The organism is Pantoea sp. SORGH_AS_0659, assembly GCF_031453915.1.
In the GTDB taxonomy this organism is placed as follows: Bacteria; Pseudomonadota; Gammaproteobacteria; order Enterobacterales; family Enterobacteriaceae; genus Pantoea; species Pantoea leporis.
On record NZ_JAVJAK010000001.1, the window covers coordinates 1,958,322 to 1,979,889 of the forward strand.

Consider the following 21,568-nt stretch of genomic DNA (forward strand, 5'->3'; position numbering starts at 1 on the left):
TGCATTTCTCCTCTGCAAGGTCTCTAAAATTCGCCCACGTATGCAGGCAAAGGGCGAACTACGGATTGACCTTGGCGATCAGGTCCATCATTTTCAGTCGCTGATCGCTGGACACTTTACGTACTTCCAGTTCAATACCGCGCTCATTAAGTTTGCGGAACGCCGTGATATCTTTTTCATCCACCGATACCGCGTTGTTCACCTGCGTTTTGCCCTGACGGAACGCCATGCCGCCAATGTTGACCGACTTAATGTCCACGCCTTGCTCGACAATCCTCACCACATCGGTGGGATTGGTGAACAGCAGCATCACCTTGTCATTGCCATATTTCGGGTTGTTCCACACGCGAACCATCTTATCGATATCCACCACGTGCGCGGTAACGCCTGGCGGGGCCACCTGCGTCAGCAGCGTTTTGCGCACATGGTCGTTCGCCACTTCATCAGATACCACGATGATGCGGGTAACGTTGGTCTCTTTGGTCCAGCGCGTGGCCACTTGCCCGTGAATCAAACGATCATCAATACGCGCCAGGCCGATTTTCATGTGATCGCCTGCAGCCATTGGTTTTTGCGGCTGAGCAGGCGCTTTCGCTGCAACCGTAGCAGGCGCAGCTGCGGCTTGCGCTGGCGTTTCAGTTTTGAGGGCTTTAACGCCTTCACGACCGGCCTCTACCGCGATGTGAATCAGTTCTTCCAGCGATGGGTTGTCATCACGTCCCATCAAGGTTTCAACCAGCATCGGAATGTTGACGCCAGCGATGACATCATAGTCATCCTTATCCACTACAATGCGGCTGGCCGCATTAAATGGACTGCCACCCCAGGTATCGACCAGGAACAACACGCCCTTTGACGTATCGAGATCGGCCAGCCGTGCCTGATACTTTTCGATTAGCGTTTCTGCATTTTCGCCGGGAACGAAATCAATCCATCCGACATTTTCCTGCTCACCCAACAGCATCTCTGCTGTTTTAAGCAACTGTTCTGCCGCCCAGCCATGTGTACCAATTACAATAGCAATGGTCACTTGCTACCTCCGTTCGCGTGAGAGATTCTCTGGCATTGCCGGGAATCATTGAATATTACCGTTAGTGTTTCAGGTGGATCGTTGATGATGTGATAGAGAAAAAGCATCAATAAATAAAACGCAACAATCCGCTGCACAGCGATAAGGTCGCGATTTATTTTAGTGATCGAAAAAATAAATTATGTGATGTTTGTCAGCTATTTCGCGCGTAACGGTGCTAATGTGCACTTTTGTTCGATATTCCTGCGTTAACGTAGATATTTGTAAATGTAATAAATTTTTTTGACGTCGTTGATGTAACTGATACATTAGCGTTCTGTTTTTTATTCAGGAGTACCGGGCTTCAGCTCACCTTTATGGACCGTCACCGACGTCGCTCAACATGTTCTCAGCGCTTTTCCGCGCCCGCTTCCACGCTCTTCAGCGTTATCACCGCCTGTAACGATCTCTCGTCTCGCCCTCTGGTGCAGACTCAATTTCGTGCGCCTTCACGTCCGGTAAGGAGTCATTGATGGAATTTCTCTTCGACCCCTCAATTTGGGCGGGTTTGCTCACGCTGATTGTGCTGGAAATTGTTCTCGGCATTGATAACCTGGTTTTTATCGCCATCCTCGCGGACAAATTGCCGCCGAAGCAGCGCGATAAAGCCCGTCTAATCGGATTGTCGCTCGCCCTGGTGATGCGTCTTGGCTTGCTGTCGCTGATCTCCTGGATCGTGACGCTGACGCGGCCCTTATTCAGCGTAGGCGATTTCAGCTTTTCCGGACGAGATTTAATTCTGTTGTTCGGTGGTTTATTCCTGTTATTCAAGGGAACCATGGAACTGCATGAGCGGCTCGAGAACCGCGGGCTCGAACATCAGGGCAATAAGAGCTACGCCAGTTTCTGGGCGGTGGTGATTCAGATTGTGGTGCTGGATGCGGTGTTCTCACTCGACGCGGTGATTACTGCGGTTGGTATGGTAAACCATCTGCCGGTGATGATGACCGCCGTGGTGATCGCCATGGGCGTCATGCTGCTGGCCTCGAAACCGCTGACGCGTTTTGTGAATGAACACCCAACGGTGGTGGTGCTGTGTCTGAGCTTCCTGCTGATGATTGGTTTGTCGCTGGTGGCCGAAGGCTTTGGTTTCCACATTCCCAAAGGTTACCTGTACGCCGCGATCGGCTTCTCGATCATCATCGAGCTGTTTAACCAGATTGCGCGCCGTAACTTTATCAAGCATCAGGAACATCGCCCGATGCGTGAACGCACCGCCGAAGCGATTCTGCGTTTGATGGGCGGACGCCAGCGTAAGCAAGCGACGACAACTGAAGAAACCTCATTGACCGAAGCGATGCCGCAGGAAGCGTTTAAGGACGAAGAGCGCTACATGATCAACGGCGTATTGACGTTATCGCAGCGTTCAATCCGTAGCATCATGACGCCGCGCGGTAACATTTCGTGGGTGGATGTTTCGCGTCCGCTGGATGAAATTCGTATTCAGCTGCTGGATACGCCACACAGTTTGTTCCCGGTATGTCGCGGTGAGCTGGATGAAATCATCGGCGTGGTGCGTGCCAAAGAGCTGCTGGTGGCGCTGGAACACGGCATGGATGTGGCGACCTTTGCGGCTAACACGCCGGCGATAGTGGTTCCGGAAACCCTGGACCCAATCAATCTGCTGGGCGTGCTGCGCCGTGCTAAAGGTAGCTTTGTAATTGTCACCAACGAATTTGGTGTGGTGCAGGGCTTAATCACGCCGCTGGACGTGCTGGAAGCGATTGCCGGTGAGTTCCCGGATGAAGACGAAACGCCAGACATCATTGCCGATGGCGACGGTTGGTTAGTGAAGGGCGGGACCGATTTACACTCGCTGCAACAGCTGCTGGATCATCACGAGTTGGTGAAAGCCGATGAAGATCACGCCTCGCTAGCCGGTTTGTTGATTGCACAGAAAGGCCAGTTGCCGCTGCCCGGCGAAGTGATTGATTTGCCGCCGCTGCACTTCCAGGTGATTGAGGCGACCGATTACCGTATCGATCTGGTGCGCGTCACCAAAGATAAGCCATTCGACCACGAAGAACACGCCGGGTAAGTCATCGGACTGAAGGAAACAATAACGGCCACGCCAAAAGGAGTGGCCGTTTTTTTATGCGCTTAGCTGCGCCTGATGCTGCTCCAGCCATTGCGGGAAATCCTCAATCGGCATAGGTCGCGCGTAGAAATAGCCTTGCAGATGGTCGACGCCGCGCTCACGCAGATAGTGTGCCTGCTCGGCAGTTTCCACACCTTCCGCCACCAGTGAAATATTCAGGCGCTGCGCCAGCGAGATCACCATATCGGTAACGGTCGCGTTAATCGCATCGGTGCCAATGGCGGCGGTGAAAATCTTGTCGATTTTAAGCACATCCGGTTTGAGGTCTTTCAGATAAGCCAGCGAACTGTGGCCGGTACCGAAATCATCAATCGCCAGACGTACACCAATTTCATGCAGTTGCGACACCACCGATTGATCGATGATGGGCAAAGCGTCACGCTCCGTCAGCTCAACCACCAGTTTTGGCATGGGATTGGCCGGCCACCAGATATTTTGCAGATCTTCCACAATGGCGCGATCGCGAAAATGGCTGGCTGCAACGTTAATCGCAATGTGGAACGACGGACATTGCGGCAGATTGGGAAGCTCATCCACCACTTTCGCCAGCACGAAGCGGGTCAACGGCGCGATCAGGTTTTGCCGCTCGGCCAGCGGAATAAACACGTCCGGCGCAATCCAGCCCTGACGCTGGTTATGCCAGCGCAGCAGCAGCTCCATGCCGTCACACTCGCCGCTTTTGGCGTTAATCAGCGGCTGGCAATAAACCATAAATTCGTTAGCGGTGATGCCATAACTGATCTGCCAACTGAGGCTCATGCGATTGGCGGTCGCCAGCCAGACGATGTACCCCATTAGCAGGCTGAGCATTAGCGCCAGCGGCAGCTGTGAAGGCAGCGTGTTAAGCGCCAGCCGGGCGGGAGAAGGGCCGTACAAGGTGATGCTAAACGGATAGCGCAGTGATGCCTGATCGTACGCCACTTCATCTTCAGACGGTTCAGTTTGTTCAATCAGCGGATTACCGTATTCAAGGCTCTGACCACCCACGTTGAAAATGGCGCGCTCAACCCACGGCAACTGCGGCTCCAGCAGATAATTGGTCATCAATTCAATATTAATGACCTGCAGCAGACCTTCGCGATTATCCAGCGATTTTGGCGTCCACAGCAGCAGCACCGGCGATCCTTTCAACAGATCACTGTCCGTGGCCAACATCATGCGCTGATTATTGATAGCTAATTCAGGATAGGTTTGGCTGAAGGAGAGGTTTTGCGGGCCGAAAATGCTGGAGCAGTAGAGCGCGTCGTCCTTAACCAGCAGCACGGTGCGCACGGTTTGCAGCGCGGCAATTTTCTCAATCAGCGGATAACGCACTTGCGCACAAGGTACGCCAACCAGACCGAGCGTGTTGTTGGCGGAAACATCCAGCGGCGAGAACATACGATCAAAGCGTTCAATCGCGCGGGTGGCGAAATTCAGCGACTGCTGCTCAATGCGCGATTTCTCTTCGATATAACGAAAAGTTAGCGTCAGGACCAGAACCAGCGAGGCGATCACTAACGCAATAAGCAGTCGCTTACGGCGAAATTGACCCACAAATTGCTGGGGAATGAGCATCAGTAACCACCTTGCAAAACAAAGATTGAAGCCAAATTAACGTGTAGGTTATCGGCATTGAGGCGGCCAGGTTTAGCGCGGCTGAATAAAAAATACGGCACTAAAAAAAGCGCGGCCACAAAGGGCCGCGCTCAAAATCAATGTATCTGTTTTACTCAGTTGGAGGTAGCTACAGATGAATAAAAATAGCCAACTGTTGTTTAAATCACCAGCGAAGCGTTAATCGCACTGGACCTTAATCGCTAATCCGCCGCGAGAGGTTTCACGGTATTTAGCGTTCATGTCCTTACCGGTTTCGTACATGGTCTCAATCACTTTATCCAGCGACACACGTGGTTCACTGGTACGGCGCAGCGCCATGCGCGCGGAGTTAATGGCCTTTACGGAAGCGATGGCGTTACGCTCAATGCACGGCACCTGAACCTGGCCGGCGACCGGATCGCAGGTTAATCCCAGATTGTGTTCCATGCCGATTTCCGCCGCCACGCACACCTGTTCCGGGCTGCCGCCCAGCAGTTCCGCCAGACCGGCGGCTGCCATGGAACACGCCACGCCTACCTCGCCCTGACAACCCACTTCGGCACCCGAAATAGAGGCGTTCATTTTATACAGCACGCCAATCGCACCAGAAGAGAGGAAGTACCGGATGAAGATATCGGGCGTAACGGGTTCGATAAAGTGATCGTAATAGGCCAGCACCGCTGGCACGATGCCGCAGGCACCGTTAGTAGGCGCCGTCACCACACGACCGCCGGCCGCGTTCTCTTCATTCACTGCCAGCGCAAACATATTCACCCAGTCGATCACATCCATCGGATCTTTCGAGTGCTTTGAGGATGACACCAGTAAACGGCGCAGTGAAGCCGCACGACGAGGTACGCGCAACGGACCCGGCAGCACGCCTTCGGTATTCAGACCTCGATCGATACAGGCCTGCATGGTTTGCCACACGTTGCCAAAATAGGCGTAAATCTCGTCGCGAGTATGCAGCGCCAGTTCGTTTTTCATTACCAAACCGGACAGCGACAGCCCACTCTCCCGACAGTGGCTGAGCAGCTCTTTAGCAGAGTGGAAAGGCCACGGCACGGAAACTTCGTTCAACACCGGTTGGCCGAAATGCTCTTCATCGACGATGAAACCGCCGCCGATGGAGTAGTAGGTTTTACTCAGAATCAGCAGATCGCCCGCGAAGGCAAATACCGTCATGCCGTTTTCATGCAGCGACAGGTTTTCGCTGCGGAACACCATGCCGCCTTCACGCGGGAAATCCACTTCGCGCGCGCCGTTGGCTAACAGCAAGCGTTCGCGCTGCTCCACATCTTTGATGAACGCGGGAATGCCATCGATATCGACGGTGGCCGGTTCGAAGCCCGCCAGGCCCATGATAATCGCGATATCAGTGTGGTGACCTTTGCCCGTGAGCGACAGCGAACCATAGACGTCAACCGCCACGCGCGTCACGTCCTGCAGTTTGCCTTGTTCGGCCAGCAGATCAACAAACTGCTTGCCCGCTTTCATCGGGCCGACGGTATGTGAACTGGATGGGCCGATGCCCACTTTAAACATGTCAAAAACACTAATCACCGGTGACACTCCTCACAAATCTTATTCTGCACGGCATAAGCCGTTTATGCGGCTAATAGTAATCGCCCATGCCGTATAACGAGCAGCTTTTCGCATGAAATAAACTAATTATAAACCACAGAAATAGTTATCCGTTTGTACAGTTGTGAAGCGGATCTGTTTTCCCGGCGAAAGGCTAACGAAACGGGGTTTTACGGCACATTGTTTGTTTGGTCAGCAAACGAAGAGTGAGCTGGCCGGGGCCACTTTTGGTCCGGCGGTCCTCGCGCCGCTAACGCGGTACCTTCACTTCGCTCGTCTGCCTGACGGACCGGCGGAGACGAGACTTCCTTGTCCCGGCTCCGCCTTTCGCCCGCGTCCTGCGGGCTCTCCTGGCTTCCTCGCTTCGTTCAGCGCTGCGGAATGCCTGCCCAAAAGCGGCCCCGGCCTGCTCTGAAGCTTCAGTGTATGTTGATGAAAGGGGCTCATTTGCTAAAGGCGCTGGCGCGTCTGCTGTGGCAAAAGGGCCATTCGCAGCGCTGAGGCTTTTACGTTGGGCCAGGAGCCTCACGCATGGATGCGTGAGGCAGTTCGGGGCCGGCCAGGATGGCCGATCCGCGAACGGTCCGTCGGCACGACGTGGAAGCCGAAGGCAACGCGCTAGCGGCGCGAGGACGGCCCGTGACGCAGCAGATGTGTCAGAGCCCGCACCAGATCTGAAGCAAAAAGACAGTTTAACTGGCAAGCATTAGGTGATTTACGGCAGGGCGATTTGTTGACCGAGCGCACGAATAATCCCGGCGGTCATGCCCCAGATAAAATAATCCTCATACCAGGATAACCAAACCTGATGTTGGCGATGACCACGGCGCAAGGTGAGATCGCTGTAGCGGCTCAAACGCAATGCTTCCGCCAGCGGCATGGCAAAGGCGCTTTCCACTTCGTCCGGATTGAGCTGCAAAGCAAAATCAGCCGGAATAATGCCCACTACCGGCGTCACAGCGAAACCGGTGCTGCTGGTCACCGGCGGCAGAACGCCGATGATCTGCACCTGTTCCGGCTGGATTCCCACTTCTTCCTGCGCTTCACGCAGTGCGGTGTGGATCAGCGAGGTATCAGTGGCATCCTGCATGCCGCCGGGAAAGGCGACTTGCCCGGCGTGTTTACGCAGGTGTGATGAGCGACGCGTGAGCAGCAAGCCAGGTTCTGCGCCGTCGATCACCGGCACCAGTACCGCCGCACGGCGTCCGCTGATGGCACTTTTCGGCGCATGCAGCGGCGGTTGCAGGACAAAGCGGCTGAGGAACTGCTCAAGGGTTAAATTCATTTCAGGTCCCATCACGCAGGCTGGGCAAAATACGGTTCACCTTATGGAAGGTTTCCTGATATTCGGCATCAAGGTCGCTGTCCGCCACCAATCCGCCACCGGCGGCGCAGTAAAGCTGGTGGTTTTCCGCAATCAGCGTGCGAATGGTGATGCTGGTATCCATACGGCCACACAGGCTGATGTAGCCGATGCTGCCACACCACGCATTGCGGCGATGCGGCTCTAACTCTTCGATGATCTCCATCGCGCGGATCTTCGGTGCGCCGGTGATAGAACCGCCGGGGAAGCAAGCACGCAGCAGATCGGTTGCGCTCAGCGCCTCAGGCAAACGTGCACGCACGGTGCTGACCAGATGATGCACCGCCGGGAAAGGTTCAACCACGAACAGTTCCGGTACGCTGACGCTGCCGGGCACGGCCACGCGGCCAATATCATTGCGCAGCAGATCGACAATCATCAGGTTCTCAGCGCGATCTTTCTGCGAGTTGGCGAGCTTCTCTGCCTGCAAACGGTCGGCCTCGGCATCAGCAAGACGCGGCAAAGTGCCTTTAATCGGACGTGTTTCAATCTCCTGCTGCTGTAAAGCGAGGAAGCGCTCTGGCGATAAACTCAGCAGCACGCTATCCGGCAAACGCAGGAAGGCGCTGAACGGCGCGCGATTCGCCTGCGTCAGACGCAAAAAGGCCTGCCACTCATCACCGCGATAGCCCGCCTGAAAACGCTGTGCCAGATTCACCTGATAACAATCACCGGCTTGAATATAGGCCTGCACCGCGTGGAACCGCTGCGCATACTGGTCATAACTGAGGTTGGATTGCCACTCGCTGGTCAAGGCGAAAGGCTCGGCGGGCGGCGCGGTTTGTGCTTGCAGCCAGTGCCAGCGCTGCCCGGCATCGGTGAGCGAAACCAGCGTCAGTTTTTGCAGATGGTGATCGGCGATCAGCGCCCAGTCATAAATGCCCACCGCCATATCCGGCGTGGTGAGATCCTGCTGCGCGCGCTGCGGCAGGTCTTCAAAGCGTCGTCCTAAATCGTAACCGAACAGGCCGAGGGCGCCGCCCTGAAACGGTAACCCGGCATCAAAAGCCGGCGTGACACCCAGCGCGGCACATTGTTGTTGCACCAGCAACAGCGGGTCGGCGGCGGAGTGAATGACGTCATCACCGCAGATAATTTCAGTGCTGGCACCGCGTGTAGTCAGCGTCGCGCGCGGATCGGCGGTGAGGATATCAAAGCGATTATCCGCATGATCGGCCTGGCCGGAGGTCAGCAACATCGCCCAGCGTTGGTGGGCTAGCGGAGCAAAAAGGTCTAACAGCGTTTCGGGCGTATACTTCAGAACGAGGCTTTTTACCATCATGGGACAAATCACTTCAGCAAGCAGGTCGCTAGCCTGACATATTTTTTTGTTGCTGGCACCCGTTTGTTCCACGTGGTAATAATGCGTCCCCCATGCACCAGGAGTGAATTATGTTTACAGGTCTTCCAGCGTTATCCCATGAGCAACAGCAGCAAGCGGTTGAACGCATCCAGGAATTGATGGCGGGCGGTATGTCGAGCGGACAGGCGATTGCGCAGGTGGCGCAGGAGATTCGTCAAACCTATAAAGGTGAAGCCATTCGGGCGATGTTCGAAGACGACGAGGATGAAGAAGACGACAACGAATAACGCCCGAACGGATTTTACAGCGCGGCGATGATTTTAATTTCGACTTTATACTTCGGGTTCATCAAACCGGCCTGCACGGTGCAACGCACCGGCGCATTGCCTGGCGAAACCCACGCATCCCAGGCGCGATTCATCGCCGGAAAATCGCTTTTCTCCACCAGAAAAATGGTGGCGTCGAGGATCTTGCTCTTATCCGATCCCACGCGCGTCAGAATGGCGTCAATCACCGCCAACGCATTGGCGGTTTGCGCTTCCGCATCTTCATCCAGGTTTTCCGGTACGCTGGTGTAATAGACGGTTTGGTTATGCACCACGGCTTCGGACATACGGTGCTCTGGATCAATACGCGTAATGGTCATGCTGTTCTCCTTTAATTTTGCTGCGCTAGCCTGCCATATCCCAGGGGCGCATGTCATCTGTTGTGGTTGCCCGCCGGGAATCCTGACATAATTACAGTGGTTTTAATTTTTGATGTGAGGAAGTGTGGCAGACGATTTTGCAGCTGATGGCGCACTGGCGCAGGCAATTCCGGGCTTTAAACCGCGTGAAGCACAGCGCCAAATGGCCAAAGCGGTAACCGAGGCGGTGAAAACAGGCGGCGAGCTGGTAGTAGAAGCGGGCACCGGAACCGGTAAAACCTATGCCTATCTGGCGCCGGCATTGCGGGCAAAGAAAAAAGTCATTGTTTCCACCGGATCCAAAGCGTTGCAGGATCAGCTCTATAATCGCGATCTGCCTACCATCGCGCGTGCCCTTAAGTTCAGCGGCAAAACTGCGCTGCTTAAAGGACGCTCCAACTATTTATGCCTCGAACGTCTTGAGCAGCAGAATCAAACCGGCGGCGATCTCAGCGTTCAGGCGCTGGGCGATTTGATCAGCGTGCGCGGCTGGTCGTCAGAAACCACCGATGGCGACGTCAGCAACTGCAACGGCGTGGCCGAAGACAGCCCGATCTGGCCGTTTGTCACCAGCACCAACGATAACTGCCTCGGCAGCGATTGCCCGCTGTATAAAGATTGCTTCGTGGTCAAAGCGCGCAAAAAAGCCATGGACGCCGATGTGGTGGTGGTGAACCATCATCTGTTTCTTGCCGATCTGGTGGTGAAAGAGGGCGGCTTTGGCGAACTGATTCCGGAGGCCGATGTGATGATCTTCGATGAAGCGCATCAGCTCCCCGATATCGCCAGCCAGTATTTCGGTCAGCAGCTGTCGAGCCGTCAACTGCAGGACCTCGCCAAAGACATCATCATTGCCTATCGCACCGAAGTGCGGGATGTGCAGCAGCTACAGAAATCTGCCGATCGTCTGGCGCAGTGCGCACAGGATTTTCGTTTGACACTCGGCGAACCGGGTTTTCGCGGCAACCTGCGCGATCTGCTGAGCGACAACAACATCATGCGCATGTTTACCTTGCTAGATGATGCGCTCGAACTCTGTTACGACGTGATCAAACTGTCGCTCGGCCGTTCCGCGCTGCTGGACGCCGCTTTTGAGCGCGCGGCGCTGTATCGCACCCGCCTGAAACGGCTGCGCGCCATTGATGAGCCCGGCTTCAGCTATTGGTATGAGTGCAACAGCCGCCATTTCACGCTGGCGCTGACGCCGCTGTCGGTGGCGGAACGCTTCCGTGAAGTGATGGATAACCGCAAAGCTGCGTGGATTTTCACGTCAGCCACGCTGGCGGTGAATGAGCAGATGAGCCATTTCTCCAGCCGCCTTGGCGTGGATAACGCTACTACGATGATCCTCGACAGCCCGTTCGATTACACCCAGCAAGCACTGCTGTGCGTGCCGCGCAACATGCCGGAACCCAATCATCCCGGCGGCGCGCGCCAGCTGGCGCGCATGATGAAGCCGCTGATTGATGCCAACAAAGGCCGCTGCTTCTTCCTCTGCACCTCGCACAAGATGATGCGCGAGTTAGCCATTGAGTTTCGTGCTTCCATGACGTTGCCGGTATTGCTGCAAGGTGAAACCAGTAAAGGACAGCTGCTAAAGCAGTTCCTGGAAGCCGGTAACGCACTGTTGGTCGCCACCAGCAGCTTCTGGGAAGGTGTTGACGTACGCGGCGATGCGCTGTCGCTGGTAATCATCGACAAGCTGCCATTTACCTCGCCGGAAGATCCGCTGCTCAAAGCCCGCATGGAAGATTGTCGCCTGCGCGGCGGCGATCCCTTCAATGATGTGCAACTGCCTGATGCGGTAATCACCCTGAAACAGGGCGTGGGGCGTTTAATTCGTGATACCGAAGATCGCGGCGTACTGGTGATTTGCGATCAGCGCCTGGTTTCTCGCCCCTACGGCGGCCTGTTCCTGAACAGTTTGCCACCCACGCCGCGCACCCGCGATATTGCGCGTGCCATCGAATTTGTCCGTCAGCCAGTGGATCACTAATTGTGCCAGGCTGTGATAAGATGCGCGCCATTTTGACTCTCTGAGGTTGTTATGTCCGCCCGAATTTTAGCCCTGGACACGGCGACAGAAGCCTGTTCTGCCGCGCTGCAAAATCTGCAGCAGATTGATGCCCGCTTTGAAATCGCCCCGCGCGATCACACCCAACGTATTCTGCCGCTGGTTCAGGAGCTGTTGCAGGCGCAGCAGCTGGAGCTGACCGCGCTTGACGTGCTGGCGTTTGGCCGTGGACCGGGCAGTTTTACCGGTGTGCGTATCGGCATTGGCATTGCTCAAGGGCTGGCGCTTGGCGCGAATCTGCCGATGATTGGCGTCTCCTCGTTAGCGACCATGGCGCAGGGCGCGTGGCGTTTGACCGGCGCGACGCGCGTGCTGGCCGCAATCGACGCGCGCATGGGCGAACTCTATTGGGCTGAATATCAGCGCGACGAAAACGGTGAATGGCAGGGCGCGGAAACCGAAGCGGTGATCAAACCCGACGTGGCGCAGCAACGTATTGCCGCATTAGGTGGCGAATGGACGGCTGTTGGCACCGGCTGGCAAGCCTATCCGCATCTGCTCACCTCGCCAGGCGCGCAGCTTATCGCCTCAGAGGTATTGTTACCCGCAGCAGAAGATATGCTGCCGCTGGCGCTCAGCGCCTGGCAGCGTGATGAAGCAGTTGCGGTGGAGAATGCCGAGCCGGTTTATCTGCGCAATGAAGTGGCATGGAAAAAGTTGCCGGGACGCTAGGCCGCGCGCAACTTATCTTCGCGTGCTCAGTCTAATCAGAGAAATAACAGGAGAAGTGCTATGCCAATAAGTCGTAAAGGGATGTCTGGCGCTCTGTTAGCCTGCGCAATGCTGCTCAGCGGCTGTGTTTCGGTGCCAGATTCAATTAAAGGAAGTTCTGAGCTTCCACAGCAAGATTTACTGCGCGTGATGAACGCGCCGCAACTGTTTGTCGGTCAGGAATCACGCTTCGGCGGGAAAGTGGTGAAGGTCACCAATCTTAACGGCTTAACGCGCGTGGAAATTGCGACCCAGCCGCTGGATGAGAGCGCGCGTCCGCGTTTAGGCTCAGCTTCGGTTGGCCGCATCTTTGCTGACATCCGCGGCTTTGTCGATCCGGTCGATTTGAATAACCAATACATCACGGTGCTGGGCAACATCAAAGGCACCGAGAAAGGCGATATCGGTAAGGCCAGCTACAACTTTGTGGTGATCGATGTGCGCGGCTATCAGCGCTGGCATCTGACGCAACAGGTGATGACGCCGCCGCAGCCGATTGATCCCTACATCTGGTATGGCCCAACGCGCCATCGTCCGGGATATTGGGGACCCAATCCGTATTGGGGTATGAACCTTGGCCAACCGGCGCAGGTACAAACTATCCTCACCGAATAAGCTATTAATGGTGTTATTTACGGCCCGGTCGCGGTGCGTGCGAACGGGCCTTTTTATTGGGCGCGCAACCGATGCGCGAAATTTAGTGATGCGCTTCGCAACCTGAAAATGCCGAAACAGGCAAACTGGTACAATCAGTTAAAATATTGTTAACAACATTGATTGTCGAGGCGGAGATGGCTACGCAACAGGATTATCGGGGTGATTCTTTGAATAAGGTTTGGCTCAAACGCTATCCGGCAGATGTCCCTGCGGAAATTAATGCGGATCGTTACGCTTCTCTGGTCGATCTTTTCGAGCACGCAACAGAGCAATACGCCGATCAGGTGGCTTTCATCAATATGGGCCAGCCGATGACCTATCGGCAGCTGGAAAAGCAAAGCCGCGCCTTTGCCGCCTGGCTGCAGCAAGGTTTGGGCTTAAAGCAGGGCGATCGCGTGGCGCTAATGATGCCCAATCTGCTGCAATATCCCGTCGCGCTGTTTGGCGTACTGCGCGCTGGCATGGTGGTGGTCAACGTCAATCCGCTCTATACGCCGCGTGAACTCAAGCATCAGCTCGTTGATAGCGGCGCCAGCGCCATAGTGATCGTCTCGAACTTTGCCCACACGCTGGAAAAAGTGGTGGCCGAAACGCCGATCAAACATGTGATGTTAACGCGTATGGGCGATCAGCTGGCGCCGGTGAAAGCCACGCTGGTGAACTTCGTCGTTAAATACGTGAAAAAGCTGGTGCCAAAATACCATCTGCCGGGCGCGGTCCCGTTCCGCAGCGCCTTGTCGCAGGGCGAACAGATGACCTATCAACGCCCAACCGTGACCAATGACGATCTCGCTTTCCTGCAATACACCGGCGGTACCACCGGCGTGGCCAAAGGCGCGATGCTGACGCACCGCAATATGCAGGCTAATCTGGAACAGACTAAAGCTACTTACGGCAAGCTGCTGCGTCCGGGCAAAGAGCAAGTGGTGACCGCGCTGCCGCTCTATCACATCTTCGCGCTGACGGTGAACGGGCTGTTGTTCCTTGACCTTGGCGGCACCAACCTGCTGATCACTAATCCGCGCGATATTCCCGGCTTTGTTAAAGAGCTCAGCAAGTTCCCGTTTACCGCCATTACCGGCGTGAACACCTTGTTCAATGCGCTGCTGAATGATGCCAATTTCAATAAGCTCGATTTCTCTACGCTGCGCCTGTCAGCCGGCGGCGGCATGGCGGTGCAAAAAGCGGTTGCCGAGCGCTGGGAAAAACTCACCGGACACTATCTGCTGGAAGGTTACGGCCTGACCGAGTGTTCGCCGCTGGTGTCAGTGAATCCGTATGACATTACCTGTCATACCGGCAGCATCGGTTTGCCAGTGCCGTCCACCGATGTGCGCATCGTCGATGATGAAGACAAGGATGTGGCGCCAGGTGAAGCGGGCGAGCTGTGTATTCGCGGTCCGCAGGTGATGACCGGCTACTGGCAGCGCGCCGACGCTACCGATGAAGTGCTGAAAAATGGCTGGCTGCATACTGGTGATATTGTTACCGTTGATAGCGAAGGCTTTATTCGCATCGTCGATCGTAAGAAAGACATGATTCTGGTGTCAGGCTTTAACGTGTATCCTAACGAGATCGAAGATGTGCTGATGCAGCATGAGAAAGTGCGTGAAGCCGCGGCGATTGGCGTTCCCAGCGATCTGTCGGGCGAAGCGGTAAAAGTGTGCATCGTGAAGAAAGATCCTTCACTGACGAAAGAAGAAGTGCTGGATCATTGCCGTCGCCAGCTCACCGGCTACAAAGTGCCGAAGATTATCGAGTTTCGTGACGAGTTGCCGAAGACCAACGTCGGCAAAATTTTGCGCCGCGAATTGCGTGATGAGGCGAAGCGAGAAGGGCAGTAACGCGCCATTCTCCTCAGGTTAACGCCGGCACAGTCCGGCGTTTTTATTGCTTTTAACATGGAGCGCTGCGCGTAGTTTGCCGCAGCGAGAAAGACAACGTGAATTACACCCTGATCGACCAAAATGACCAACTGGCCGCCGTGTGCGAGAAAGCACGCCAGCACGCCGCCGTGGCGCTGGATACTGAATTCGTGCGCACCCGCACCTACTATCCGCAGCTCGGCCTGATTCAGCTGTTTGATGGCGACCAGCTGATCCTGATCGATCCGCTTAATATCAGTGACTGGACGCCGTTTGTGGCGCTGTTGCAGGACAAGCAGGTCACCAAATTCCTGCACGCCGGTGGCGAAGATCTGGAAGTGTTCCTGCATCGCTTTAAATGCCTGCCCGACCCAATGATTGATACGCAAATTCTGGCGGCGTTTACCGGCCAGGCGCTGTCGTGGGGCTTTGCCTCAATGGTGATGCATTTCAACCAGATCGAGCTGGATAAAAGTGAATCGCGTACCGATTGGCTGGCGCGTCCGTTAACCGAACGTCAATGTGAATATGCCGCTGCCGATGTCGCCTATCTGCTGCCGATTGCCCATCAGCTGGTGGCGCAAACTGAAGAAGCCGGCAACATGGCGGCGGCGTTAAGCGAATGCAATATGCTGTGTCAGCGCCGCCTGGATGTGCTGCAACCGGAAGAAGCCTGGCGCGACATCACCAATGCGTGGCAGCTACGTCCGCGTCAGCTGGCGGCGTTGCAGCACCTGGCCGCGTGGCGTTTAAACCTCGCGCGTCAGAAAGATATGGCGGTGAACTTCGTGGTGCGCGAAGAGAATCTGTGGAAAGTGGCGCGCTTTATGCCGGGCAGCCTTGGCGAGCTGGATCATTTAGGGCTGAACGGCCACGAAATCCGCTTCCACGGTAAAGCGATGGTGGCGCTGGTGGCTGAAGCGCAGGCGCAGGATGAAGCGACTTTGCCACAGCCGCTGCCCAATCTGATCGATCATCCGCACTACAAACAGGCGTTCAAAGCCATTAAAGCGCTGGTGCAACAGGTGAGTGAAGAGAGTGGTTTCAGCCAGGAACTGCTGGCATCACGTCGGCAGATTAATCAGGTGCTGAGCGTGCATTGGGGATTGAAAAACGCGTCGCGCACACCTGAGTTACAGACAGGCTGGCGGGGCGACTTGCTGAAAGCGGGTATCAGCGAGATTCTGCAGGCACTTTAATGCGAGCATTTTCCCCTGCGCAACACCGCAGGGGAAAATCAGGAAACCGCTTTAATCATTTAGGAACGTCTTCCGGCTCCGGCAGTGTCACGTTGAGCTCGAGGATCGAGATATCATCCCCTTTCTGATCCAGCTGAACGGTCACCATATCCGGGTCAATTTTTACGTATTTACAGATCACTTCCAAAATATCGCGCTTCAGCTGCGGCAGATAGTGGGGCTCACTGTCGCCCCTTCTGCGTTCGGCTACGATAATCTGCAGCCTTTCCTTGGCTATATTGGCTGTGTTCTTCTTACGGGATAAAAAGAAATCAAGTAATGCCATTGGTTATCCCCCGAACAGGCGTTTAAGGAAACCCTTCTTCTCTTCTTCGATAAAGCGGAAGGGGCGTTCTTCGCCAAGCAGGCGATCTACGGTATCAGCATAGGCTTTACCGGCGTCAGCGTTTGCGTCGAGGATCACCGGCTCACCCTGGTTAGAGGCGCGCAGGACAGATTGATCTTCCGGGATGACGCCAACCAGAGGAATGCGCAGAATTTCCAGCACATCTTCCATGCTCAGCATATCGCCACGGGTTACGCGGCCAGGATTGTAACGGGTCAGCAGCAGATGCTCTTTCACCGGATCCTGGCTGTTCTCTGCACGACGGGATTTCGAAGAGATGATGCCGAGAATACGGTCGGAGTCACGTACTGAAGAGACTTCCGGGTTGGTGGTGATGATGGCTTCATCGGCGAAGTACAATGCCATCAGCGCGCCGGTTTCGATACCTGCTGGTGAGTCACAGACGATAAAGTCGAACTCCATCGCCGCCAGATCGTTCAGCACTTTTTCAACGCCTTCACGCGTCAGTGCATCTTTATCGCGCGTCTGTGAAGCCGGCAGAATGTAGAGTTGCTCTGTGCGCTTGTCGCGAATCAGCGCTTGATTCAGCGTTGCATCGCCCTGAATGACGTTTACAAAGTCATACACCACGCGGCGTTCACAGCCCATGATCAAATCCAGGTTACGCAGACCGATATCGAAATCGATGACGACGGTTTTTTTGCCTTTCTGCGCTAACCCGGTAGCGATGGCCGCGCTTGACGTGGTCTTGCCAACGCCCCCTTTACCCGATGTAACTACAATAATGCGTGCCATAAATGTTGATTTCCTTAACGAAAGAAAAGGGGCTTAATTAAGTGTCTGAATGGTAAGCGCGCCCTCTATCAGGCTGAGGCGCGCCGCTTTACCAAAGAATTCCGCCGGGATTTGATCGATCATCCAATATTCTCCGGCAATAGAGACCAACTCTGCGGCGAGGTTGGTGCAAAAAATCTGGCTGTCGCGTTGTCCGCCGACGCCGGCTAACGCGCGTCCGCGCATCATGCCGTAAATATGGATGTTACCGTCGGCGACCAGTTCGGCACCGGCGCTGACGCTACTGGTGACGATGAGATCGGCATTGCGCGCATAAATTTGCTGGCCCGAACGCACCGGCGTATTAATGATGCGGGTTTTACTGGCGGCATCCGCCACCACTGCCGCAACAACCGGTGCGGCTTCAGCGACCGGCGCCGCGGCTTGTTTGCGGCTCTCTTTACCTTCAGAAAGGACCGGCAAGCCCGCGCGGGCGATCATTTTTTTCAGGGCTTCATCTTTGCATCCGCTGACACCCACGATACGCAGACCGGTCGCCATCACCGCTTGTTGCATCTGTTTCCAGTTAATGTCGCCGGTTAACGCTGATACATTCAGCACCACCGGCGCATTCAGCAAAAAGGCCGGTGCCTGATCGATTTTGTCCTGTAGCGCCTGACGAATCACCTCGGGTTGCGAATGATGCAGATGAACGACTGACAGGGTAAAACTGCTTCCCTTGAATTCGATTGGCGTTTGCGACATCTGTGCTGACTCAGTCCTGTTTTACGACCTTTAAATGTACGCCGATAAAATCGGCAATAACATCAAACGGTCAATATTCGAAGTTCTGCAAGCATGTTATAGTTACTGCTATATTCAGGCAAGTGACGCCATCGGTTAATTCGAGTAAAAAATATGTTTTGTGTGATCTACAGAAGCCCGCAACGTGAACAGACTTATCTGTATGTTGAAAAAAAAGACGATTTCTCACGGGTGCCGGAAGAACTGCTGCGTGGCTTCGGCAAACCCCAGCTGGCCATGGTGCTGTCACTGGATAAGCGTGACAAGCTGGCTAACGCGGATATCAATAAAGTTAAGCAAGGTTTAAGCGACCACGGCTTTTATTTGCAAATCCCACCGCCGGTTGAAAGTCTGCTCAACATTCATCTCGATCAGGGTAAAAAAGATTAATTCAGATTCCTCTGTAAATATATCCTGTAGAAATAATCAGTGATATTTGCGTTAATTAACTGCCCGCTTTAACCTTTTATTGCGGGCAATTATCCGGGCGTTTAGCTGATTTTGTTGTACACGATTAATGACTTTTGACAATTTCCGCCACGCCTGCCGCCATAAACCCGCTAATATATTCCACCTCAGCGTGCCGCGTTCCGGCTCTGAGCCAGACTTCATCGCCAGATGCACTGGCGGCAAACACAACCAAAGCAGGGGAATAGCATGTATCAGCATCGTAACTGGCAGGGCGCTCTGTTGGATTATCCGGTCAGCAAAGTGGTTTGCGTCGGCAGCAACTATGCGAAGCACATAAAGGAAATGGGAAGTGCCACGCCAACCGAACCGGTAGTGTTTATCAAACCGGAAACCGCGGTATGCGATCTGCGCCAGCCGCTGTCGATCCCGGCAAATTTTGGTGAAGTGCATCATGAGGTGGAGCTGGCTGTGCTGATTGGCTCGACGCTGAAGCAGGCGAGCGAAGAGCATGTGGCGAAGGCGATTGCCGGTTATGGCGTCGCGCTGGATTTGACCTTACGTGACGTGCAGGCCGGGTTGAAGAAAGCGGGCCAACCGTGGGAAAAATCCAAAGGTTTCGATAACTCGTGTCCGCTGTCAGGTTTTATTCCGCTTGCCGAGTTCAGCGGCGATCCCCAGAACACCGAACTGAAGCTGATGGTTAACGGCGAAGTGCGTCAGCACGGGACGACCGCCGATATGATCCACAAAATTCTGCCGCTGATTGCCTATATGAGCCAGTATTTCACCCTGCGCGCGGGCGATGTGGTGCTGACCGGTACGCCTGAAGGCGTTGGCCCGATGCGTTCTGGCGATAAGCTGGAAGTATCGCTGGCGGGTCACGGTATTTCGACGCGCGTTCTGTAAAACTTGCATCACCGCACCTGAACCTTTATAAGGTGCGGTCTCTTTGCTAACCCGGACCGCCATCATGACTGAACAACCTTTCTGGCAGACTAAACGCCTTGACCAAATGAACGACGCAGAGTGGGAATCCCTGTGCGACGGCTGCGGCCAATGTTGCTTGAATAAGTTGCAGGATGCGGATACCGACGAAATCTACTTCACCAACGTGGCCTGCAATCAGCTGAATATCAAAACCTGCCAATGCCGTAACTACGAGCATCGTTTTGAGTTAGAAGAGAATTGCATCAAGTTGACGCGTGAAAACCTCACCAGTTTTGAATGGCTGCCGCGTACCTGCGCCTATCGCGTGTTAGGGGAAGGGAAAACCTTGCCGGCCTGGCATCCGCTGATCGCCGGTTCTAAAAAGGCGATGCATGCGCAGCGCATTTCAGTGCGTTTTATTGCGGTGCGTGAGAGTGAAGTGCGGGATTGGGAAGAGCATATAATCGATCGACCGGATCGCAACGGTTAAACATAAAACAGGCAGCCAGGGCTGCCTGTTTTTTTGTGTTTAACGTCCGAACAGATCGCGGCGTTTCGGTTTGAACGGTTGTGCAATCAACACCAGCAGCGCCACCAGCAGATAAGCGCCGAATATCACGATCATCCACTGCGGCATGCTCCAGGTCAGGAAAGTCCAGCCGCGCTCGGCGCAGTCACCGCTGGCCACAAACACCGAAGGCAACCATTTATCCAGTGGCAACCAGGTTGGGAAACGTGCGGCAAAGTCGCAGGTGACAAACGGATTGGGATGCAGCTGAATCATGGTGTGATCGTAAGAGAGGCGAGTGCCTTCAATCGCGCTATAAATCCAGATGAGGATCGCCGCCCAGCGCAGCGGGGTTTTCGGTGCAATCGCACCCACGATGCCCGCGCCCATCACGCCAAACAGCGCGCAACGCTCATAAATACACATTACGCAGGGTTGCAGCCCCATGACGTGCTGAAAATACAACGCCGTCAATTCAAACGCTAGCGCCGTCAGGGCCAGCAGAAGCCAGGCACCGCGTCCACGCGAGCATTGATTCAAATATCGCAACATATTGCTTTTCCTGTAACCGTTAATGTTTCGCAGTGTAAACCAAAAGCGCAACCGTGCCAGCCAGGTAAAGGGAAAAAATCATGTACAAAAATGACTTAAGTCGCGTTGAGGCCAAAAAAGATCCGGCCATGCGCTTCATCCGATAAGTGCAAGCCACAGGAGCAGCGCAAACGTGTGCTTGCCAGCGTTTTTTCATCTGAATTCACGGCTGAATTTTGCGCCAGCGCGCGCTTTTAATCGGTTGGCAGGCTATTTCCGCTATAGCCGCTCTGGTATGATGAGTCGCATTACGATAAAGAAAGCAACGAGAAATAAATGCTATGGTGATTAAGGCGCAGAGCCCCGCGGGATTTGCGGAAGAGTATATTATTGAAAGCATCTGGAACAGTCGTTTTCCGCCGGGATCCATTCTACCTGCCGAACGTGAGCTTTCTGAACTGATTGGTGTGACCCGCACCACGTTGCGTGAAGTCTTGCAGCGTCTGGCGCGCGATGGCTGGTTGACCATTCAACATGGTAAACCGACGCGCGTTAACGATTTTTGGGAAACCTCCGGTTTAAACATCCTCGAAACCCTGGCCCGACTCGATCACGATAGCGTCCCCCAGTTGATTGATAATCTGCTGTCGGTGCGGACTAACATCTCTTCGATTTTTATCAGCCGTGCGCTGCGTCATCATCCTGATAAAGCGCGCGAAGTGCTGGAAAATGCACTGATCGAGGAAGACAAAGCCGAAGCCTATACCGAGCTGGATTATCGCGTGTTCCGCGGCCTGGCGTTTGCATCAGGTAACCCGATTTATGGTCTGATTTTGAATGGCCTGAAAGGGTTGTATACCCGCGTGGGTCGTCACTACTTCTCCAGTCTGGAAGCGCGTGAACTGGCGCGAAACTTCTATCGCCAGCTGGCTGACCTGTGCGTGGCTAATCCTTCGCAGGAGCAGATTGTCGATAGCGTGCGTGAATACGGACGCCGCAGCGGTGAGATTTGGCACAAGATGCAGAAAAGCATGCCGGACGATTTAGCCAGCAAGCGATAAAAGAAAAACCGGACTTCGAC

General features: G+C 54.7%; 21 protein-coding genes. 11 read left to right on the top strand and 10 right to left on the bottom strand.

The features are described 5' to 3' along the window. Positions 1 to 58: 58 nt before the first annotated feature. The gene (gene manX, locus Q3H59_RS09140; protein WP_280171756.1) at positions 59 to 1,030 is read right to left on the bottom strand and encodes a PTS mannose transporter subunit IIAB; all 972 of its coding nucleotides are present in this window, start codon (positions 1,028 to 1,030) and stop codon (positions 59 to 61) included. 511 nt (positions 1,031 to 1,541) lie between these two features. Here manX and Q3H59_RS09145 point away from each other — a divergent pair. After that, entirely contained in the window at positions 1,542 to 3,107 is a 1,566-nt protein-coding gene (locus Q3H59_RS09145) for a TerC family protein (protein WP_101764189.1), read from the top strand. Between the two features lie 54 nt (positions 3,108 to 3,161). Here the strand turns inward: Q3H59_RS09145 and Q3H59_RS09150 are convergent, their stop codons facing one another. The 4 genes from Q3H59_RS09150 to pabB form a co-directional block, all read right to left on the bottom strand. Next, positions 3,162 to 4,724 carry an EAL domain-containing protein gene (locus Q3H59_RS09150; RefSeq protein WP_280171755.1) on the bottom strand — a complete coding sequence of 521 codons (1,563 nt, stop codon included), beginning with the start codon at positions 4,722 to 4,724 and terminating at the stop codon, positions 3,162 to 3,164. A gap of 219 nt (positions 4,725 to 4,943) precedes the next feature. Further along, a complete protein-coding gene (locus tag Q3H59_RS09155) occupies positions 4,944 to 6,308 on the bottom strand; it encodes an L-serine ammonia-lyase (RefSeq protein WP_101764191.1) in 1,365 nt (454 codons plus the stop codon). A 736-nt stretch (positions 6,309 to 7,044) separates the two neighbouring features. Then, on the bottom strand, positions 7,045 to 7,614 hold the full coding sequence (locus tag Q3H59_RS09160) for a CoA pyrophosphatase (RefSeq protein WP_137385915.1): 570 nt from the start codon (positions 7,612 to 7,614) through the stop codon (positions 7,045 to 7,047). 1 nt (position 7,615) lies between these two features. Next, the gene (gene pabB, locus Q3H59_RS09165; protein WP_280171754.1) at positions 7,616 to 8,974 is read right to left on the bottom strand and encodes an aminodeoxychorismate synthase component 1; all 1,359 of its coding nucleotides are present in this window, start codon (positions 8,972 to 8,974) and stop codon (positions 7,616 to 7,618) included. 110 nt (positions 8,975 to 9,084) lie between these two features. Between pabB and Q3H59_RS09170 the strand changes: the two genes are divergently transcribed. After that, positions 9,085 to 9,282, top strand: a complete 198-nt coding sequence (locus Q3H59_RS09170) for a YoaH family protein (protein WP_008110398.1) — start codon at positions 9,085 to 9,087, stop codon at positions 9,280 to 9,282. A 14-nt stretch (positions 9,283 to 9,296) separates the two neighbouring features. Here the strand turns inward: Q3H59_RS09170 and Q3H59_RS09175 are convergent, their stop codons facing one another. Beyond that, positions 9,297 to 9,641, bottom strand: a complete 345-nt coding sequence (locus Q3H59_RS09175) for a RidA family protein (protein WP_061718729.1) — start codon at positions 9,639 to 9,641, stop codon at positions 9,297 to 9,299. A gap of 124 nt (positions 9,642 to 9,765) precedes the next feature. Between Q3H59_RS09175 and Q3H59_RS09180 the strand changes: the two genes are divergently transcribed. From Q3H59_RS09180 to rnd, 5 genes are all read left to right on the top strand, one after another. Then, positions 9,766 to 11,676: an ATP-dependent DNA helicase gene (locus tag Q3H59_RS09180; protein ID WP_176970030.1), complete on the top strand. Its 1,911-nt coding sequence runs from the start codon at positions 9,766 to 9,768 to the stop codon at positions 11,674 to 11,676. Positions 11,677 to 11,727: 51 nt separating this feature from the next. Continuing rightward, on the top strand, positions 11,728 to 12,426 hold the full coding sequence (gene tsaB, locus Q3H59_RS09185; RefSeq protein ID WP_101764196.1) for a tRNA (adenosine(37)-N6)-threonylcarbamoyltransferase complex dimerization subunit type 1 TsaB: 699 nt from the start codon (positions 11,728 to 11,730) through the stop codon (positions 12,424 to 12,426). A 60-nt stretch (positions 12,427 to 12,486) separates the two neighbouring features. Beyond that, entirely contained in the window at positions 12,487 to 13,080 is a 594-nt protein-coding gene (locus tag Q3H59_RS09190; protein ID WP_280171753.1) for a Slp family lipoprotein, read from the top strand. A gap of 209 nt (positions 13,081 to 13,289) precedes the next feature. Next, entirely contained in the window at positions 13,290 to 14,966 is a 1,677-nt protein-coding gene (gene fadD, locus Q3H59_RS09195) for a long-chain-fatty-acid--CoA ligase FadD (protein WP_309834402.1), read from the top strand. 98 nt (positions 14,967 to 15,064) lie between these two features. Continuing rightward, positions 15,065 to 16,186, top strand: coding sequence for a ribonuclease D (rnd, locus tag Q3H59_RS09200; RefSeq protein WP_309834404.1), 1,122 nt, complete (start codon positions 15,065 to 15,067; stop codon positions 16,184 to 16,186). A 55-nt stretch (positions 16,187 to 16,241) separates the two neighbouring features. Here rnd and minE read toward each other — a convergent pair whose 3' ends face one another. Genes minE through minC form a run of 3 tightly spaced genes read right to left on the bottom strand, consistent with a single transcriptional unit; the run spans position 16,242 to position 18,071 of the window. Continuing rightward, a complete protein-coding gene (minE, locus tag Q3H59_RS09205) occupies positions 16,242 to 16,511 on the bottom strand; it encodes a cell division topological specificity factor MinE (protein WP_007889661.1) in 270 nt (89 codons plus the stop codon). A gap of 3 nt (positions 16,512 to 16,514) precedes the next feature. Next, a complete protein-coding gene (gene minD / locus Q3H59_RS09210; protein WP_007889662.1) occupies positions 16,515 to 17,327 on the bottom strand; it encodes a septum site-determining protein MinD in 813 nt (270 codons plus the stop codon). A 33-nt stretch (positions 17,328 to 17,360) separates the two neighbouring features. Next, positions 17,361 to 18,071 carry a septum site-determining protein MinC gene (gene minC, locus Q3H59_RS09215; RefSeq protein WP_137385909.1) on the bottom strand — a complete coding sequence of 237 codons (711 nt, stop codon included), beginning with the start codon at positions 18,069 to 18,071 and terminating at the stop codon, positions 17,361 to 17,363. A 153-nt stretch (positions 18,072 to 18,224) separates the two neighbouring features. Between minC and Q3H59_RS09220 the strand changes: the two genes are divergently transcribed. From Q3H59_RS09220 to Q3H59_RS09230, 3 genes are all read left to right on the top strand, one after another. Continuing rightward, a complete protein-coding gene (locus Q3H59_RS09220; RefSeq protein ID WP_110866280.1) occupies positions 18,225 to 18,500 on the top strand; it encodes a YcgL domain-containing protein in 276 nt (91 codons plus the stop codon). A 267-nt stretch (positions 18,501 to 18,767) separates the two neighbouring features. After that, positions 18,768 to 19,427, top strand: coding sequence for a fumarylacetoacetate hydrolase family protein (locus Q3H59_RS09225; protein WP_309834411.1), 660 nt, complete (start codon positions 18,768 to 18,770; stop codon positions 19,425 to 19,427). Positions 19,428 to 19,491: 64 nt separating this feature from the next. Beyond that, positions 19,492 to 19,938, top strand: a complete 447-nt coding sequence (locus Q3H59_RS09230) for a YcgN family cysteine cluster protein (RefSeq protein ID WP_008110381.1) — start codon at positions 19,492 to 19,494, stop codon at positions 19,936 to 19,938. 39 nt (positions 19,939 to 19,977) lie between these two features. Here the strand turns inward: Q3H59_RS09230 and dsbB are convergent, their stop codons facing one another. Next, entirely contained in the window at positions 19,978 to 20,508 is a 531-nt protein-coding gene (gene dsbB / locus Q3H59_RS09235) for a disulfide bond formation protein DsbB (RefSeq protein WP_210080762.1), read from the bottom strand. Between the two features lie 320 nt (positions 20,509 to 20,828). Between dsbB and fadR the strand changes: the two genes are divergently transcribed. Further along, on the top strand, positions 20,829 to 21,548 hold the full coding sequence (gene fadR, locus Q3H59_RS09240; RefSeq protein WP_101764204.1) for a fatty acid metabolism transcriptional regulator FadR: 720 nt from the start codon (positions 20,829 to 20,831) through the stop codon (positions 21,546 to 21,548). Positions 21,549 to 21,568 lie beyond the last annotated feature (20 nt).

Coding starts and splice junctions, on each gene's coding strand:
- Q3H59_RS09145 (WP_101764189.1), top strand. CDS start 1,542: ATGGAATTTCTCTTCGACCCCTCAATTTGGGCGGGTTTGCTCACGCTG.
- Q3H59_RS09150 (WP_280171755.1), bottom strand. CDS start 4,724: ATGCTCATTCCCCAGCAATTTGTGGGTCAATTTCGCCGTAAGCGACTG.
- Q3H59_RS09160 (WP_137385915.1), bottom strand. CDS start 7,614: ATGAATTTAACCCTTGAGCAGTTCCTCAGCCGCTTTGTCCTGCAACCG.
- pabB (WP_280171754.1), bottom strand. CDS start 8,974: ATGATGGTAAAAAGCCTCGTTCTGAAGTATACGCCCGAAACGCTGTTA.
- Q3H59_RS09170 (WP_008110398.1), top strand. CDS start 9,085: ATGTTTACAGGTCTTCCAGCGTTATCCCATGAGCAACAGCAGCAAGCG.
- Q3H59_RS09175 (WP_061718729.1), bottom strand. CDS start 9,641: ATGACCATTACGCGTATTGATCCAGAGCACCGTATGTCCGAAGCCGTG.
- tsaB (WP_101764196.1), top strand. CDS start 11,728: ATGTCCGCCCGAATTTTAGCCCTGGACACGGCGACAGAAGCCTGTTCT.
- Q3H59_RS09190 (WP_280171753.1), top strand. CDS start 12,487: ATGCCAATAAGTCGTAAAGGGATGTCTGGCGCTCTGTTAGCCTGCGCA.
- minE (WP_007889661.1), bottom strand. CDS start 16,511: ATGGCATTACTTGATTTCTTTTTATCCCGTAAGAAGAACACAGCCAAT.
- minD (WP_007889662.1), bottom strand. CDS start 17,327: ATGGCACGCATTATTGTAGTTACATCGGGTAAAGGGGGCGTTGGCAAG.
- minC (WP_137385909.1), bottom strand. CDS start 18,071: ATGTCGCAAACGCCAATCGAATTCAAGGGAAGCAGTTTTACCCTGTCA.
- Q3H59_RS09220 (WP_110866280.1), top strand. CDS start 18,225: ATGTTTTGTGTGATCTACAGAAGCCCGCAACGTGAACAGACTTATCTG.
- Q3H59_RS09225 (WP_309834411.1), top strand. CDS start 18,768: ATGTATCAGCATCGTAACTGGCAGGGCGCTCTGTTGGATTATCCGGTC.
- Q3H59_RS09230 (WP_008110381.1), top strand. CDS start 19,492: ATGACTGAACAACCTTTCTGGCAGACTAAACGCCTTGACCAAATGAAC.
- dsbB (WP_210080762.1), bottom strand. CDS start 20,508: ATGTTGCGATATTTGAATCAATGCTCGCGTGGACGCGGTGCCTGGCTT.
- fadR (WP_101764204.1), top strand. CDS start 20,829: ATGGTGATTAAGGCGCAGAGCCCCGCGGGATTTGCGGAAGAGTATATT.